A 15,918-nucleotide genomic window follows, 5' to 3' on the forward strand; every position below is an offset into this window, starting at 1 on the left:
GTATCGATATGTCAGTCCCCGACGCCGCGGCGACGGCGGAGGCCGTCGTCGACGAAATCCTCTCCGCAGTCGTCGCCGATCGAACCGTTCTCGAGGAGATCATCGCCGGCGTCCTCGCCCGTGGTCACGTGCTCCTCGAGGACGTGCCCGGAACGGGCAAGACGCTCACCGCCCGGTCGTTCGCGACCGCGCTCGGACTCGAGTTCTCCCGGATCCAGTTCACCCCGGATCTGATGCCCGCAGACATCACCGGCTCGTACGTCTTCGAGGAGGACACCGGCGAGTTTCACTTCACGCCCGGCCCGATATTCGGCCACGTGGTTCTCGCGGACGAGATCAATCGTGCGCCGCCGAAGACCCAGTCGGCGCTGCTCGAGGCGATGGCGGAAGGCCAGGTGACCGTCGACGGCGACACTCACGACCTCCCCGACCCGTTCGTCGTCATCGCGACGCAAAACCCCGTCGAGCAGGAGGGGACGTTCGAACTTCCGGAAGCCCAGCGGGACCGCTTCATCGTGAAGACCTCGCTTGGCTACCCCGACGCCGACGGGACGCGCGAGTTGATCGATCGGCGGGCCGATCGCGACCGTCCGGTGCCGACCGTCGATCCCGTCATCGATCGCGACCGCGTCCTCGAGTTGCAGGCGGTCCCCGAGGAGATCACCGTCGACGGACCAGTCCGCGACTACATCGGCGACGTCTGTCGTGCGACTCGGACCGACGGCCGCGTCGACGTCGGGGTCTCTCCACGGGGCGTCCAGCGGCTGTTCGAGGTGAGTCGGGCCCGAGCCGTCCTCGAGGGCCGCGAGTACGTCGTCCCGGCCGACATCAAACGGATCGCCGGTCCGACGCTCGCCCACCGCCTCGTGTTGACGCCCGAAGCGAGCGTGGAAGGGGTATCTCGCGACGCGGTCGTCGACTCCGTTCTCGAGGAGTGTGCGGTGCCGGCGATGGAGCCGCCCTCATCGGGCTAGGAGCCAGGTGCCGGCGACGATCGCACCCAGAGCGGCGACGACGCCCGCTGTCGCCGGAATCGACAACGTCGGGGCGAGGAGGGCCGCTCCCGCCACGCCGAGGGCCGCGATCGGAACGCCGACGGCCGCCACCGCCCCGCTCCAGCCGACCCTGACCAGCTGTGGGCGAGGGGACGCCGACGGCCCGATCTCCCGTGCCAGGGTGTGCCCGTACCGACCGAGATCGTACGTGAACAGTGCGGCCGCGAGCGAACCGAACGTCGCCGTCCCCGCCCGAACGGTCTCGAGGCCGAGCGTCGCGGGCTCGGCGCTCGCACCGGTGACGAGACCGCCCGCTGCGAGCGCACCGGCCAGCACGATCGCAGGCTGGAGTCGATCGATATCGCCGCTCGTGACGAGCCCTTCGTACAGCCAGGCGATCAGCCAGCCGATGCCGAGAACGACCGCCGTCGCGCCGAAGAAGGTGGCCACGAGGGTCGTCTCGGCACCGCCGTGGCCGATGGTCGCGCCGAACGGGACGGCCACGCCGGGAACCGTGCCGGCGACGATCGCGACGGCGACGTTGCGTCGGCTCGCCGTCTGTACCCACGAGCCGCGAACGGCCGTCGCGACCGCGGCGAGGGCAAGCGCCACGGTCGTGACGGTCGCGAGCAGTCCGCGAACGACACCACTGCCGGCGATCGCGTCGACGACGGCCTCGAGAAGCGGGACGTACCAGGAGAGCCCCAACAGTATCGCCAGTCCGACGACTGCGAGCGTCGTCGTGACCCCCACGCCGATCGCGAGCGCGTTTCGAGTGTCGGCGTAGGCCGAACGCCTCGAGGGTGTGGTAACTGCCGCCGGCGGGACGAGGAAGAGCGCGACCACCGCCGCGAGGGCGGCGACGACGACCGCGAGGATCGCTCCGGACATCCCCCTGCCGGTGAGCCACAGCGTCGCGGCGAGTGTCGATCGTAGTCCGCCCGTCGCATCGATGCCGACCGCGAGCAGCGTCGCGCCGCCGGCGAGGATCGACGAACAGAGTGTGGCCGTCACCAGTCGAGAGAGCGCGGACGGCCTCGGCTGCCCGAGGACGACACCGCAGGCAAAGAGGGCTATGATCGCACCCAGGATCGTCACGAGAGCCGCCCCCGACGCTCCCGCGAGCGCGACGACGGCGACGCTACAGAGGACGACGATCGGCAGCAGTGCCGACGCGATCAGTACGCGGCGGTTCGAACCGGCGAACGATCCAAGCGCCGCCGCGAGCCCGACTCCGAGGAGGACTCCCCCGATCACCAGCGGTTCGTGGACGGCCAGTGCGATCGCGCCGACGGTAGCGGCGATCGCGATCGCCCACCGCGTCGTCGTCGGGACCGCCGCCTCGGGATGGCTCATCGAGTCCCCACCTCCCCGACCGCGTTGCGAAGGAGGACGCCGAGTGACTGATCGCGATCCCAGTCGACGACGCGAGCGCCGGCCCTGCGGGCTCGAGCGAGTCGCGTCCCCCGATCGAGCGCCTCGAGTCGGGTCGCGACGTCGTCGCCGGCGGCCGTGACGTCGGGCGAGACGACGCGCACGGCGTAGTCTCGCGCTCGGAGCGCCTCGACGAGTTCGACGGGGTCGTCGTCGACGAACGAGGAGAACAGGTACACCTGCGCTTCACCGGGAAGACGGCGGGGGAGATCGGTCACGAAATCGTTCGTTCGCGTCCGAAACGTGGACCAGTGCCCGTGTTGTGGGGAATCCTGCACGGCGTTCAGTATGCGAGCGACCGATCGTCGCGTTTCGGCGTCGGTGCCCGGCGGAACGGTTGCCACCTGATCGTCGTAGACGCCGACGACGCCGGTCGGATGACCGGCTGCCACCAGCGTTTCGAACGTCCGTTTGGCGGCATCGGCCGAGCGCTCGATCGCGGGACGGTGCGTCGTCGTCGCGGCACGGTACTGACTCGAGCGAGCATCGACGACACAGACGATCCGCGTCGCTCGCTCGGCGCGATATTCGACGGTCGCCAGATCCCGCGTGGCGGCGTATCGCCGCCAGTCGATCGAGCCGACCGGATCCCCCGGCTCGTACTCGCGAACGGCGTAGAACTCGAGGCCACTGCCGCCCTCGTCGGTCGGTACCTCGCCCGCGTAGTCGTTCGTTCCGTCGCCGAGTGACACCGCGTCGACGACCGGCGTACAGCGGACGGTGTCGTCGCCGGCCGCGCTCGCCTGCCACGTCTGGGCGACCGTCCCCGTCAGATCGCGCGTTCGAATCGTCGGGTCGGCGAAGGCGTACTCGCCGCGCCGGAGTTCGACGTCGTACTCGAGGGTCGTCTCCTCGAGCGGCTCGAGGGTGTTACACGCACGCGGCGAGCCGGAGACGACCGGCAAGGCGTCCGGAACGCCGTCGATAACGCGCAGATCGACGATCGTCTCGGAGCCGGCGTTCTGGACGGTCGTTCGAACGGTGACGGTCGTCCCGGGCTCGGCGGACACCGCGCCGGAATCGGCGTGAGTCCCAGTACCGGCATCGGCGTCCTCGTGACCTCCTGGGTCGTCGGACACGACGAACTGGCGCTGCACGCGGACCATCGCCGTCCCCTCGGATCCCAGGACGGCCCCAGCGGCGTACCACAGCGGAAGCGTCGCAGCGACGACGAGGAGTTGGCTGCCGACGGCGATCCCCAGCCCCGCAAGCGAGAGCGTGGCGGCGAGCGCCCACTCGCCGCTCTCGAGCCGTTCGACGGTCCGGTCGGTCATCGATCCACCTCCTCGTCGCCCCGCCCCGTCCCGTCGGCGACGCCGTCGATGGCCGCGAGCGTGCGACGGACGCGGCGGTGATACGCCGCGCCGGGATCGACCGCGGCACGGAGCCGCTCGTCCCCGGGCTGACGGCGATCGTCGGAGAGAAACGCTGCAGCGACCGGATCGTCGGTCCAGCTCCCCGATCGAACGGCCTCGCGGGCCGCCTCGGCCGTGAGCCCCCGTTTCGCGGTGAGAACCCGAACCGCCCCGTCGGCGAGCCGACCGCGAACGTCCGCGATCGGTTCGGTGGGCCGACAGCGGTACCACCCCTGCGTGGCCTCAGTGAGTGTTCGCTCCGCGTCCTGACCCACCGGGTACGTCGTCCGGGTGACGGCCGTCTCGGGCGGTGGTCCCTCGAGCATCGCCGTCTCGCCCCCCTCCTCGAGCGTCCAGGCCCACCAGCACGCAGCCGCCGCGATCGCCACGCCGAGTAGCGGAAACAGCGCCGCGATCGGATACAACAGCCAGGAGAGCGGGCGGACGGACGGTACGAACCCCCCGAGTAGCACTGCACCCACTGCCAGGAGGGCACCGGCACCGACCACCGCGGTCGCAACTCGCTCGGGATCGAGACCCTCGATCCCCGTGATCAACCGCCGCCACCAGCCGCCGGCCGATCGGCGACTCACGTCGATCCCTCCTCGTCCGAATCGGACTCGAGTAGTTCCCGTACCGTGGCCCGAACGGCAGCCACTCGATCGGGGGACGGCTCGTGGCCACCGTATTCGATATCGCGAACGATCCCGACGAGCCGGTCGACGCGGTCGGCGGGAAATCCGGCCGCGAGTGCATCTCGAGCCACCTCGCCGGGGGTCGTCGTCTCGCGGTCCTCGACGCCGAGTCGGTCGAGGAAGGTGTGCCACGCGGCTCGGACCTCCGCACGCGGGCCGCGTGGCGTGAGCGGCTCGGCTGCCAGGGTAGGCCCGCCGCCCTCGGAATCGTTCGATTCGTCGGACTCGGCGGTACTCGATCCGAGCAACTCGCCGAGTACCGACCGCTCGCTTCCGTTCGACGACCAGCCGAGCAAGCCGGACGACCCAAGCGACGGGAGGGTCCCGAACGCCCGTCCGATCGACGGGAGGGCGGGGAACCCACGGCCGAACCCGCCGAACTCGAGTCGCGGAATCGACGGGGTCGGGAACGACACCGACGGCACTGGCAGCGACAGCGACGGCCAGTTGCCACCGCCGAGTGTCCGGAGGAACCGCGCGAACGCCTCGACAAGCCCGTCGAAAAACGCCGCCAGCGCGACGAAGAAGCCGGCCCACGCGTCTCCTCGATGGCGCTCACGAGCAGCCACGACCCGGAGGTACGTCAGTACCCCGCCGATACAGAACCCGGGGACGAGCACCACGACCGCCGTCAGCCGGAGGTAGAGGTTCCCGACGGTCGCTGTCGCGGTCTCCGCACCGACGTCGACCGTCACCGTCGCCTCGTCCCCGACCGGCAACCAGAGCCGCGCCTTCCCGTCGGCTCCGGTCGTCGCCGTCCCGCCGTTCTCGAGGCGGACGGTCGCGTCCGAAACGGCATCCCCGTCGGCGGACACCTGTACGGGGGCGGGCATCCCGGGGAACAACAGCGGGGAGACGAACCTGACCGTCGGCTCGGCGACGTCGACGGTTCGGGTTGCCGTCACCGGCCCGCGTTCGACCCGCAGGTCTACGTCCCTCGCCGTCTCCGGCAGCGTCACGTTCGCGTGGCCGTCCTCGTCGGTCGTCGCGACGGCCTCCCCGTCCCGTCTCACCGTCGCGTCGGGGACCGGCGTCGACCCGACCGCGGCCGATATCTCGAGGTCGTGGGCCGGCGCGGCCCCGCCGTGTGTCTCGAGGGTGGCGTCGGTTCGGACGTCGACCGTCCGCGAGCGGTTCTCGTCGGGAACCGAAACGGTCATCTCCTCGGCGTAGGGGACGGTGATATTGCCGTTACCGAACATATCGGAACTCGTGACGTTCTCGCCGTTGACTGCGATCGTTCCTTCGTCGAAGTGACCGACGTGACCGATATCGACCGTCACCTCGTTGCCCGGTTCCACGGCCCCCTCGATCTCGATCTCGTCGTCGTCGTTCGGTTCACGGTCGCGCTCGTCGGTCGTCTCGTTCGTGTCGGGTGCGGGGTTCGTCTCGAATTCGGGCGTCTCGTCGATCGACTCCCAGTCGCCGGCGATCGGCTCGCCGCCGGCTTCGCCGGGCCCCTCGACTCGCGGGTCGGCCGCCGGAAGCGCGCTCGCGACCGCGAGCAGACAGCACAGACAGCCGACGACGAACAGAAACCGACGCGTCCCCGTCACGGGTTCACCTCCAGTCGGGCGGCCAGCTCGGTCAGTTGGCGGACGCGAGCCTCGACCGACGGGTGGGTCGGGGTCGAGTCGCCGGGGTCGCGGGGTCCCGATGGTGTCTCCCCCTCGAGCCACGAGCGGACGTGCTCGCGCCGTCGCGTCGCGTCCATCGGTCGCCCGATCGCGGGCAGCGACGTCGTATCCTCGCCCGTCACGGGATCGGTCGGCACGATACACAGTGCGCGGGTCCGTGTCGCCCGGAGGTCCGTCGCCGGCGTTTCCGTCGTCCCGGCGAGGCTCACCAGCGCGCTCGCGAGCGCCATCGGCTTCCCGGTGATCCGGGCGGCTCCAGCGTCCGCGGCGAACTCCCGGGACTGCGACAGCGTTCGCGTCGCCCAGTCGGCGATCGTCGGGAACACCCACAGGATCGGGGCGACGAAGACGTACGTGAGCGCGACCAGCGGCAGGAACCAGTAGAGCGCGAGCCGTCCGCCGTCCGAGAGCGCGTCGGGGTCTGCCAGGGCGCGCCGGGCGAGCAGCGCCGCGTGGTACGCTCGATCGGCGATCTCGAGGAACAGCGTCGTGATCGTCATCAGCGTCACGTCGCGGTTGGCCACGTGGGCGATCTCGTGGGCGAGGACCGCCTCGAGTTCGTCGGCGTCGAGCGACGCGACGAGCCCCGTCGTGACGACGATCGTCGCGTCGGTGAACCGACCGACGGTGTAGCAACTCGCCGTCTCGTCGGCGACGACGCGAACGTCGGGTTCCGGGATGTCGGCACTCATCGCCAGTCGGCGGACCGTCCGCGCGACGGCGTGGTCCCCCTCGCCGTCGGTACCGCTCGTCCCGGAGAGTACGCGCTGGTAGCCGTAGTACGTCTGTGCGGCGAGGAAGCCGGCGATCACCACCAGCGCCGTCCCCCACGAGACCGGCAATTGGAAGAGGTCGAACTCGACGGCACCGTGCTGCAGAAAGACGATCGTTCCGCCGACGACCCCCGGCAGCAAGACGCCGTACGCCCACAGTAACGCGAGGACGAACACGGCGGTAATGCCGACGAACACGCCGAGAACGGCACAGATACGAGCGCGAAGCTTCGTGGAGGGCACTGGATCGAATTCACATCCCTACAACCAAAAATTTTCCTCGAACAGTCAGGGTGGGGAGTCATCTGCGACGGGTTCCGACCGGTGATCGCTCCCGCGACACCGGTGGAAGCGCGTCCGTCCCCCGTCCGGATCGAAGCGGGAGGTCATCGCCAACGAAAGCAGTCGTATGGTTCCCATACGACATCGAAACCGACACCGTACCGGACGAATCGAGTGCCGGGGTTTATGTGGCAAACGGCTGACGTTCGTCTCATCGTGTTGGGGAACCAGTCCCTCCGTCACTCCCCGTTCGCGGGGAGATATCCTGTCGGATTCGGCCGGACGGCCGGACGTAATCGGGTTCCAGAATTATACGATACTATTATTATCTCTGCAAACATGTCCATCGTCGGAGTTTGAAGCGGACGTGGTCGTTCCGACGGATTCCGTTCACCAATGTCACGAGAAACAAGCAGGAAGCGACCGTGTGACGCCGACCGGCACCGCGTCGGGAGACGCCGATTCATCGCGACCGTGGCTGCGACCGGCGCAGCCATCGGGTCGAGTGGGCTGGCGAGTGCGGACACGAGCACCGATTTCCCACCGGCCGGCGTAACCGAGTGGAGTGATCCCGTCGCGCTTGGAAACGGCGACGTGACGGCGTTCACGACGGTGACGCCGGCAGGGATCCCGAAATATCACGGCCTGCTGATGGAGCGGGACGCACTCGAGGGGCTCCCGTCGGCCGACGACCTCGCGAGTTCCGGCGACGAGTACGCGGACAAATACGGGCCAACCGGTGAGTCGGTGATCATCCACCACAAGTGGTCCCAGGAGTTTTTCATCCCGTTCCCGCCGACGGACGCGACGCCGGTTACGTTCCTCGGGCTGAACTGGAACCCCGGCGGTCACCCGCCGGCGGGCGTCTGGACGGAGCCCCACTTCGACATCCACTTCCACATGCTGTCGACCGACAGCGTCGACGCGATCACCGGGCCGGCGGCACCGACCTACGACCTCCCCGACAGGTACGTTCCCGAGGGGTACGCTCGAGGGCCGATCGTCGACGAACGGGTCATCACCGACATGGGCGAGCACATGGTCGACCCCACGGTCCCCGAGATGACCGGTGGGACGTTCACGAATACGCTCATCTGGGGGGCGTCCGATCCGGACGGCGACGGCACTGCGGAACTGACGTTCGTCGAGCCGATGATCACGCGAGCGTTCCTTCGAGGACATGCCGATACCGATCGACGACCGATCGCACAACCCGAGACGTATGCCAGAGCCGGCAGCTATCCGACGGCATACGCGGTTCGTGACGTCCCGGATCGGGACGCGATCGCCATCACCATCGAACGGTTCGAGCAGTTCGATGGGGAGGACTAGGCCCTGATCCGGACAGTGGCAGCGTCGATTCGCGTCCGGACGACAACTGCCCGGCGGGGATCGGGCCACTCCCGTCGCGGACCTGGCAGTCCCCGGCCCCATGTACTAAGCAGTTCGTCGTGGTCGGTCGCGCCGTGTCTATCGAGAGTACCAATCCGGCGACGGGAGACGTCGTCGACAGTTTCGAGGAGACCTCCGACGAGGAGCGAGACGAACACATCGTGCGGGCGACCGAGACCTTCGCGGAGTGGTCCGAGACGCCGATCGAGGCGCGCCAGCGGCTGCTCGCGCGGGCGGCCGAGGTCCTCCGGGAGAACGCCGACGAGTACGCCGAACTGATGGCCGAGGAGATGGGGAAACCGATCGGGCAGGCCCGCGACGAGGTCGAGAAATGCGCGTGGGTCTGTGACTACTACGCCGAAACCGCGGCCGAACACTTGCAGGACGAGGTCATGGCGAGTACGGAGCGCGCACGGACGGTCGTCGCCTACCAGCCGATCGGCCCGGTACTCGCGATCATGCCCTGGAACTTCCCCTTCTGGCAGGTCTTTCGCTTCGCCGCACCCAATCTCGCCGCGGGCAACGTCGGCCTGCTGAAACACGCCTCGAACGTCCCCGGCTGTGCGCGGGCCATCGAGGACGTCTTCGAGCAGGCGGGGTTCCCCGAGGGCGCGTTTACCTCCCTCCTGATCGGTTCCAGCGAGATCGGCGCGGTGATCGAGGACGACCGGGTTCGGGCCGTCACCATCACCGGCAGCGACGGTGCGGGCCGATCCGTCGCCGAGACCGCCGGGAGCCAGCTCAAGAAGTCGGTCCTCGAGCTCGGCGGGAGCGATCCGTTCGTCGTCCTCGAGGACGCGCCGATGGACGAGACGGTCGAGACGGCGGTGCAGGCACGGCTCATCAACAACGGCCAGTCCTGTATCGCGGCCAAGCGGTTCGTCGTGGTCGAGGACGTCTACGACGAGTTCGTCGACCGGTTCGTCGACGAGATGGCAGCCCAGACCGTCGGCGATCCGATGGACGACGAGACCGACATCGGCCCGCAGGCTCGCGAGGACCTCATGGAGGACCTCCACGAGCAAGTCGAGGAGACGGTCGAACAGGGCGGCGAACTCGAACTGGGCGGCGAGCCGATGGACCGCGACGGCGCGTTCTACCCGCCGACGGTGCTTACGGACGTTCCCGAAAACGCGCCCGCGGATCAGGAGGAATTGTTCGGCCCCGTGGCGACAGTGTTCCGAGTGCCCGACGAGGACGCCGCGATCGAGAAGGCCAACGACACGCGCTTCGGGCTCGGCGCGAGCGTCTGGACCGAAGACCTCGAGCGCGGCGAGCGGGTCGCCCGCCAGTTCGAGTCCGGGCTCGCGTTCGTCAACGAACTCGTCAAGTCCGATCCGCGGGTGCCCTTCGGCGGCGTGAAGGACTCGGGGTACGGCCGGGAACTCTCGCGACACGGAATCCGGGAGTTCGTGAACACGAAGACGATCTGGGTCCAGCAGGACGCCGGCGAGGAGACCGACATGGTCGAGTAGGGGTCGCCGATATTCGCGGCCGCGTCGAGGCGTTCGGCGACTCGAGCCCCGGCCGAAGTCGACCAGCGGTCGACTTCGCCATACCTCTCGAGATGTCGACACGTTTTTGTGCGTACTGCGCGATTCCGAACCTATGACCGGACTGTACTACGAGGAGTTCACGGTCGGCGAGACCATCGAGCACGAACGGCGACGGACGATCTCCGAGAGCGACAACCAGCGCTTTTGCGACATGACGATGAACCAGCAGCCGCTCCACCTCGATGCCGAGTTCGCAGCCGACACGGAGTTCGGGGAGCGACTGGTCAACGGGCTCTACACGATGTCGCTAGCGGTCGGCGTCTCGATTCCCGAAACCACCGACGGGACCATCGTCGCGAACCTCTCCTACGACAACGTCGAACACCCGAATCCGGTCTTCCACGGGGACACGATTCGCGTCCAGTCGACGGTCACCGACAAGCGCGAGACCAGCGACGGCGAGCGCGGGATCGTCACTATGCACGTCGAGGCGTTCAAAGTGAACCATCCCGAGGAGCCACTGGTCTGTGAGTTCGACCGGACCGCACTCTCGCTGAAACGCGACCACGCTGACGGGGACGGAGCCGAGGCATGACCACGACGAACACCGAGACCGCAGCGGTAGACGCCGATCTCGACCTCGAGTGGCTCTCGCTGGACGACAACGAGGAGATCCTCTGGGCCGGCGGCCCGGATCGGCGAACGCTCGTTCCGGCGTTCGTGATCGGGATCCCGCTCACGCTCGTCCTGATCGGGCTCCTCATCATCGTCGGCGAGTACCTCCGCGTGACGAACACCCACTACGTCGTGACGACGCGAGCGCTCTACAAGAAAACCGGCGTGTTCTCGCGGGACGTCAAGCGGATCGAACACGGGAAGGTACAGGACATCTCCTACAGTCAGAGCGCGCTGGGAACTCACTTCGGCTACGGCTCCGTCGAGATCAGCACCGCCGGCGGCTCCGGCGTCGAGATGTCGTTCGACTCGGTTCCCGATCCCAGAGCCATCCAACAGCGGATCGGCGAACGGATCAAACGCGAGCGCGGCGAGTCCGCCGACGACCGCACGAAAGACGAGATTCTCGAGGAGATCCTCACCGAACTCCGCGCGATTCGGACGGCCGTCGAGGGGGGAGCCACGGGCCGATCCAACGCCGAGACGAGTACTGCGAACGGACGACCAGACGACCAATCCTACGAGTATGACGAAGATCGATCGCTCTGACGCCGCCACGGACGGCCCACCCTGGCTCCCGATAGAGGCGGGCGAGCAGGTTCGCTGGCAGGCGCGCCCGCGGATCCAGACCGTCCTCCCGTGGGCCGTCGTCGCGGTCGTGGGGACGATCGGCCTCCTGGCTGCAGTCGCCACCGACGTCGTGCCGCTCCCCGCCGTCGTCGGGATTCCGATCCTCGTCGCGCCCGCGCTGTGGCAGTACGCTCGCGTCTCGCGAACGGCGTTCGTCGTCACGAACGCGAGAGCCGCGACCCGCCACGGCGTCCTCGGGCGAACCGTTCGAACCGTCTCGCTCGAGCGAATCCAGAACACCACCGTCGAGCAGGATGCGATCGGCCGGTTCGTCGGCTACGGGACGGTCACGATCGAAACCGCGGGTGGCCTGGAACTCGCCTTCTGGAACGTTGAAGACCCCAACGCGATTCACGACCGGCTAGAGGCCGAACGCGAGGGTCTGACGGACGCCGAGATTCCGGGGCGGCGCGACCAGTGGGAGGGCGTCCTCGCCGAGGTTCGAGCGTGGCGGCGAAGCCTCGAGGGGAAACCATAACGCCGGTCGTTTACAGGACGGTCGCGATCGTATAGACGTTCAGGAGCGCGGCGGCCAGCCACGGTACTGCGAGCCCGGCCGGGACGATCGGCCGGTAAACCTGCTCGAGGAGGAGCCGACAGACGAGTCCAACACCGACTGCGAACGCCTTCAGCGCGAGCATGCCGCCAACCCCGTACCCCTCGATCGCCCCGCGAGCGGCCGGGTTCGACTCGGACAGTCCCAGATGGAGGCCGACGAACGTCGTCGCGACGTCGGCGGCCAAAGCGAGGACGACGGCTCCCCAGAGCAGTCGCTCGAGGTCGACGGGTGTCAGATCACCGGGGAGACGGTGGTGCAGGGACGCGCCCTCGGAACTCATAGGCCCCCCGCCGGGGTCGAACCGGCTCGTCGTGCCATCGGGAGCACGCGCCGATTCCACCACGCGGGCTATTGTTATGCCAGGCGTAGGGGAGTTCCGTCGTCGGTAAGCGATCATAACTATAGTAGCAACTGAAAGTCATTGCACACCTGATCGCACGACAGCGTTTCGATCAGTGTGTAACTCGTTTCAGTTGCTACGATAGCGATGGGACCGGTCTCGTGGGTGTGCATACCTGCTCGACGGACCCGGTCTCGTAGCAGGGTCTCGAGACGGTCGAGAAGCAGGTCGCGGAGGGGGCCGCTGGGACGAAGTCGGGTCGACGGAAAGGCCCACTGGGACGCCAAACGGGGGAGATGCCGGGCGCGTTCAGAGTATCGTCCCGTGTTTCTTGTCCGGCAGGGACTTCTCGATGTCTTCGTAGAAGTCGAACCGGGCGGCCAGTTCCGCGCGCAGCGTGCTCGGCGGGACGATCTCGTCGATGACGACCTCGCTCGCCATTCGATGAACGTCGATGTCCTCGCGGTACTCCGCCCGGAGCTGTGCCTCCGTTCGTTCGCGCTCCTCTGGGTCGTCGATCTCGGAGAGCTTGCGCGCGTAGACAGCGTTGATCGCGGCTTCCGGACCCATGATCGCGATCTCGCCCGAGGGGAGGCCGACGACGCTCTCGGGATCGTAGGCGGGCCCGCCCATCGCGTAGATCCCCGCGCCGTAGGCTTTGCGGACGACGACGGTCTGTTTGGGAACCGTGGCCGAGGAGGTCGCGTAGATCATCTTCTTGCCCTGCTCCAAGATGCCGTCTTTCTCGACCTGGGAACCGGCCATGAAACCGGGCGTGTCGCAGAGATAGAGTAAGGGGATGTTGAACGCGTCCGATTTCCAGATGAACTCCGCGGCCTTCTCGGCCGCGTCGGGAAAGATCGCACCGGCGCGGTGGGCTGGCTGGTTGGCGACGATGCCGATCGGACGACCGTCGATCCGGGCGTACGCGGTGAGTATCTCCTGGCCGTAATCGGGCCGTAACTCGAAGTACGACCCCGCATCGACGATTCGATCGATGACGTCGGTCATGTCGTACCCCTTGTTCGGTTGCTGGGGGACGATGGCGTCGATTCCGTCGGGAGAGTTGGCCGGTTCGGTCGGCTCCCGCCGTGGCGGTTTCTCGTCGGCGTTGTCCGGCAGATACGTGATCAGTCGTGCTACGAGTTCCCGGGCGTGTTCCTCGTCGTCGGCGATCAGGTCCGCCGACCCCGACTCCTGCATGTGGACTGCCGGCCCGCCGAGTTCCTGGAGATCGATGTCCTCGCCGGTGACCATCTGCACCATCCGCGGGGAGGCGATCGCCATCGCGGACATCCCCTCGACCATGATCGTGAAGTCCGCGAAGACAGGTGTGTAGGCCGCCCCGGCGATGCTCGGCCCATAGAGGACACAGATCTGGGGAACCCGTCCGGAGAGCATCGAGTGGTTGTAGTAGTACTTCCCGATCCCCTCGCGGTTGGCGAAAAAGCCCGTCTGCTGGTCGATCCGCCCGCCCGAGGAGTCCATCAGGTACAGGACCGGATTACCGGTCTTGAGCGCGCGCTGTTGCATTCGGAGGAACTTCTCGACGCCTTTCGCGGCCATGCTGCCGCGCTTGACCGTGTAGTCGTTGGCCATCACGTGGAGGTCCCGGCCCTCGAACGTGGCTGCGGCCGTGATGAGGCCGTCCGCCGGGAGGCGGTCGCCGTCACCGCCGTCTTCGTCGGTGTTTGCACCGCTTGGGTGCCAGTCGTCGAACGCCGCGAACCGACCGTCCTCGAAGTGTACCTCGCTGTCGTTGCCGGCGAACCACAACTCGAGTCGATCGCGGACGAACAGCTTTCCTTCTTCGGAGAGTTGCGTTTTGTACTTCTCGGGGCCACCCTCGAGGATGTCCTCGATCTCGTCCCACAGACGCGCTTCGCGCTCGGTGGGGCCGAGATCGCGCTCGGCCGCGGTGGGTTCCGTCTCGGGATCGGCTGCCGATTCGCCGTCGGCTGGAGGCTCGATTTCGTGGACCACTGCCGGCTCCGTCTCGTCGCCGAGGAACAACTCGACCGTCTCGCCGACGTGCCCTGCCAGCGCGGCCGCGATCGCCGCAGCCTCGTCGTCGTCGGCACCGGCCGCGATACGAACTCGCATGCTATGTGCTGTGTCGGGGGACCAAATACCGTTTTCCCCGATCCCCGGTCGCAGAGCCGATCGGACTCCTGTTGGGTTCCGGGCGTCGGAGACCGAATCGGGAGGGGAACGGGGTTCGTGTCGAGTCGGTCATCCAAACAGCCAGCGGTCGACGCGAGCGGCGGCCGCGTACTCGCAGTCACGAACACGAGCCGACGGAACGCGTGCCGTGATCGGCAGCACGGAGACCCCCGAACGGCAACTGCAGGCAGAACCGATATGATCTCGTTTGCCGTTCGTTGTGACGGTTATCGATCCCGTGTCCGTATACGGAGAGTGCGGCGGAACGGGGCGTATAGCAACTGAAGACCAGTATTGCCGTATGTCGGCAGCAAACACCGAACGTCTCGGCTCCCAACTCGCATCGCTTCGCGATCGACTCGAGTCGGGAATGGACCGGCGGGAGTTCCTGCGAACCATCGTCAGCGGCGGCTTCGCCGTCGGGATGGCACAGTGGCTCGGCGTCGACGACTTCCTGGCAGCCGACGACGGCGAAGTCCCCATCGTCACCGCACTCGTCAGGGAGGTCCCCGACGATCCGTGGTCGCTCCAGGAACGGATCAGATACGTCCCTGCGAAGTGGTACGCCGCCGTCGAGAAAGCCTTCGAACTGAACGAGCGCCTCGCCAGCCTCGCCTTCACCGGCTATCTCGGTAGCGCTGTCGTTCCGGGCGACTACGCGAGCGGAACCGCCACGGTCTCCGTCGGTCTCTCGAGTGACAGCCACTCCGTGCGTGAACTGCTCGGTGAACTCGCCGACGGGATCAGTATCGACACCGAGACCATCATCGATATCGAAGCGATCCAGGACGATCCCGAATTCAGCGAGCCACGGTTCGCGGACGCGGCCTCGGACGGGACCGTCCCGAGCGGCGTCGCCTGTGAAACGCCCTCGAGTATCGCGACGCTCGGACCGGCGCTGTACCATCCCGACGGCCAGCGACGGCTCTTCGTGACGGCCGAGCACGCCTTCGCCGAGAATCGCGACACCACGGAGGATGCCCTGCTGTTGCCCCGCGAGGAAGGCGACCCCATCGAACTGGGACGGGTCGTCCACTACCATCCCGTCGAGGACGTCGCCGCCGTCGAACCAAACGGCTGGATCGAACCCGCAAGCAGGATCGACGCGCCGTCGCGGCCTCGCATTCGAGGCCAGTTCACCAGGTTCGGCCTCGCCGACCTCGCCGCTCGCGACGAGGAACTCGAGAAGGTCGGCGCCCTGAGCGGGCACACGACGGGGAAGATCCAGGGGGTCGATGCGGTTACCTGCTTTACCGACGAGTTCTGTCGGCGCGGGCAGATTCGCTGGGGCGGCGAGATGGATCTGACCGACGGCGACAGCGGTTCGGTGAGCTACCACGCCGACCCCGAAGGCGACGACGGCGAGGTGCTCGTTGCGGGCTTCAACAACGCCCGCACCTGGTGGCCCGGACAGAGCTATGTCTGGGGCGTCGGTGCCTATCGACTGACGGAGAACCATGGCTATCACTTCTGACTACCGCCCACCGACTCG

13 protein-coding genes and 1 pseudogene are annotated in these 15,918 nt (G+C 67.6%); 7 read left to right on the forward strand and 7 right to left on the reverse strand.

Going from position 1 to position 15,918, the window contains the following annotated elements; all coding sequences use genetic code 11:
* Positions 1-8 precede the first annotated feature (8 nt).
* Complete coding sequence (locus J0X27_RS16405; protein ID WP_207270218.1) at positions 9-974, forward strand: AAA family ATPase; 966 nt, start codon at positions 9-11, stop codon at positions 972-974.
* On the opposite strand, the gene J0X27_RS16410 is transcribed toward J0X27_RS16405, so the two are convergent.
* The 5 genes from J0X27_RS16410 to J0X27_RS16430 are packed head-to-tail and all read right to left on the reverse strand — an operon-like array spanning position 963 to position 7,132.
* Entirely contained in the window at positions 963-2,351 is a 1,389-nt protein-coding gene (locus J0X27_RS16410) for a hypothetical protein (protein WP_207270219.1), read from the reverse strand. The genes J0X27_RS16405 and J0X27_RS16410 overlap by 12 nt on opposite strands.
* Positions 2,348-3,703 carry a DUF58 domain-containing protein gene (locus tag J0X27_RS16415; RefSeq protein WP_207270220.1) on the reverse strand — a complete coding sequence of 452 codons (1,356 nt, stop codon included), beginning with the start codon at positions 3,701-3,703 and terminating at the stop codon, positions 2,348-2,350. Before J0X27_RS16415 ends, J0X27_RS16410 begins: the two co-directional genes overlap by 4 nt.
* Complete coding sequence (locus J0X27_RS16420) at positions 3,700-4,377, reverse strand: DUF7269 family protein (RefSeq protein ID WP_207270221.1); 678 nt, start codon at positions 4,375-4,377, stop codon at positions 3,700-3,702. Before J0X27_RS16420 ends, J0X27_RS16415 begins: the two co-directional genes overlap by 4 nt.
* Entirely contained in the window at positions 4,374-6,035 is a 1,662-nt protein-coding gene (locus J0X27_RS16425; RefSeq protein WP_207270222.1) for a DUF4129 domain-containing protein, read from the reverse strand. Before J0X27_RS16425 ends, J0X27_RS16420 begins: the two co-directional genes overlap by 4 nt.
* Complete coding sequence (locus tag J0X27_RS16430) at positions 6,032-7,132, reverse strand: M48 family metalloprotease (protein WP_207270223.1); 1,101 nt, start codon at positions 7,130-7,132, stop codon at positions 6,032-6,034. The genes J0X27_RS16425 and J0X27_RS16430 overlap by 4 nt, the downstream gene beginning before the upstream one ends.
* A gap of 435 nt (positions 7,133-7,567) precedes the next feature.
* Between J0X27_RS16430 and J0X27_RS16435 the strand changes: the two genes are divergently transcribed.
* The 5 genes and pseudogenes from J0X27_RS16435 (at position 7,568) to J0X27_RS16455 (ending at position 11,842) form a co-directional block, all read left to right on the forward strand.
* On the forward strand, positions 7,568-8,503 hold the full coding sequence (locus tag J0X27_RS16435; RefSeq protein ID WP_207270224.1) for a hypothetical protein: 936 nt from the start codon (positions 7,568-7,570) through the stop codon (positions 8,501-8,503).
* A gap of 134 nt (positions 8,504-8,637) precedes the next feature.
* The gene (locus J0X27_RS16440) at positions 8,638-10,038 is read left to right on the forward strand and encodes an NAD-dependent succinate-semialdehyde dehydrogenase (protein ID WP_207270225.1); all 1,401 of its coding nucleotides are present in this window, start codon (positions 8,638-8,640) and stop codon (positions 10,036-10,038) included.
* Between the two features lie 103 nt (positions 10,039-10,141).
* Positions 10,142-10,654: pseudogene (locus J0X27_RS16445) on the forward strand (MaoC family dehydratase); the annotation flags it as partial.
* Positions 10,651-11,283: a PH domain-containing protein gene (locus J0X27_RS16450; protein ID WP_207270227.1), complete on the forward strand. Its 633-nt coding sequence runs from the start codon at positions 10,651-10,653 to the stop codon at positions 11,281-11,283. The pseudogene J0X27_RS16445 and the gene J0X27_RS16450, both read left to right, overlap by 4 nt.
* Positions 11,261-11,842, forward strand: a complete 582-nt coding sequence (locus J0X27_RS16455; protein WP_207270228.1) for a PH domain-containing protein — start codon at positions 11,261-11,263, stop codon at positions 11,840-11,842. The genes J0X27_RS16450 and J0X27_RS16455 overlap by 23 nt, the downstream gene beginning before the upstream one ends.
* Positions 11,843-11,852: 10 nt before the next feature.
* Here J0X27_RS16455 and J0X27_RS16460 read toward each other — a convergent pair whose 3' ends face one another.
* Together J0X27_RS16460 and J0X27_RS16465 are read right to left on the reverse strand one after the other, a co-directional pair.
* On the reverse strand, positions 11,853-12,203 hold the full coding sequence (locus tag J0X27_RS16460) for a DUF5658 family protein (RefSeq protein ID WP_097379621.1): 351 nt from the start codon (positions 12,201-12,203) through the stop codon (positions 11,853-11,855).
* Positions 12,204-12,572: 369 nt separating this feature from the next.
* Positions 12,573-14,366 carry an acyl-CoA carboxylase subunit beta gene (locus tag J0X27_RS16465; protein WP_207270229.1) on the reverse strand — a complete coding sequence of 598 codons (1,794 nt, stop codon included), beginning with the start codon at positions 14,364-14,366 and terminating at the stop codon, positions 12,573-12,575.
* A gap of 361 nt (positions 14,367-14,727) precedes the next feature.
* On the opposite strand from J0X27_RS16465, the gene J0X27_RS16470 reads away from it, so the two are divergent.
* Positions 14,728-15,900 (forward strand): hypothetical protein, encoded by a 1,173-nt coding sequence (locus J0X27_RS16470; protein ID WP_207270230.1) that lies wholly within the window; start codon positions 14,728-14,730, stop codon positions 15,898-15,900.
* Positions 15,901-15,918 lie beyond the last annotated feature (18 nt).

The organism is Natrinema longum (assembly GCF_017352095.1).
In the GTDB taxonomy this organism is placed as follows: domain Archaea; phylum Halobacteriota; class Halobacteria; order Halobacteriales; family Natrialbaceae; genus Natrinema; species Natrinema longum.

Bases quoted from the DNA above. Each gene is read 5' to 3' on its own strand.
- J0X27_RS16470 (WP_207270230.1), top strand. From the start codon at position 14,728: ATGTCGGCAGCAAACACCGAACGTCTCGGCTCCCAACTCGCATCGCTT.
- J0X27_RS16405 (WP_207270218.1), top strand. From the start codon at position 9: ATGTCAGTCCCCGACGCCGCGGCGACGGCGGAGGCCGTCGTCGACGAA.
- J0X27_RS16465 (WP_207270229.1), bottom strand. From the start codon at position 14,366: ATGCGAGTTCGTATCGCGGCCGGTGCCGACGACGACGAGGCTGCGGCG.
- J0X27_RS16450 (WP_207270227.1), top strand. From the start codon at position 10,651: ATGACCACGACGAACACCGAGACCGCAGCGGTAGACGCCGATCTCGAC.
- J0X27_RS16410 (WP_207270219.1), bottom strand. From the start codon at position 2,351: ATGAGCCATCCCGAGGCGGCGGTCCCGACGACGACGCGGTGGGCGATC.
- J0X27_RS16415 (WP_207270220.1), bottom strand. From the start codon at position 3,703: ATGACCGACCGGACCGTCGAACGGCTCGAGAGCGGCGAGTGGGCGCTC.
- J0X27_RS16460 (WP_097379621.1), bottom strand. From the start codon at position 12,203: ATGAGTTCCGAGGGCGCGTCCCTGCACCACCGTCTCCCCGGTGATCTG.
- J0X27_RS16455 (WP_207270228.1), top strand. From the start codon at position 11,261: ATGACGAAGATCGATCGCTCTGACGCCGCCACGGACGGCCCACCCTGG.
- J0X27_RS16435 (WP_207270224.1), top strand. From the start codon at position 7,568: ATGTCACGAGAAACAAGCAGGAAGCGACCGTGTGACGCCGACCGGCAC.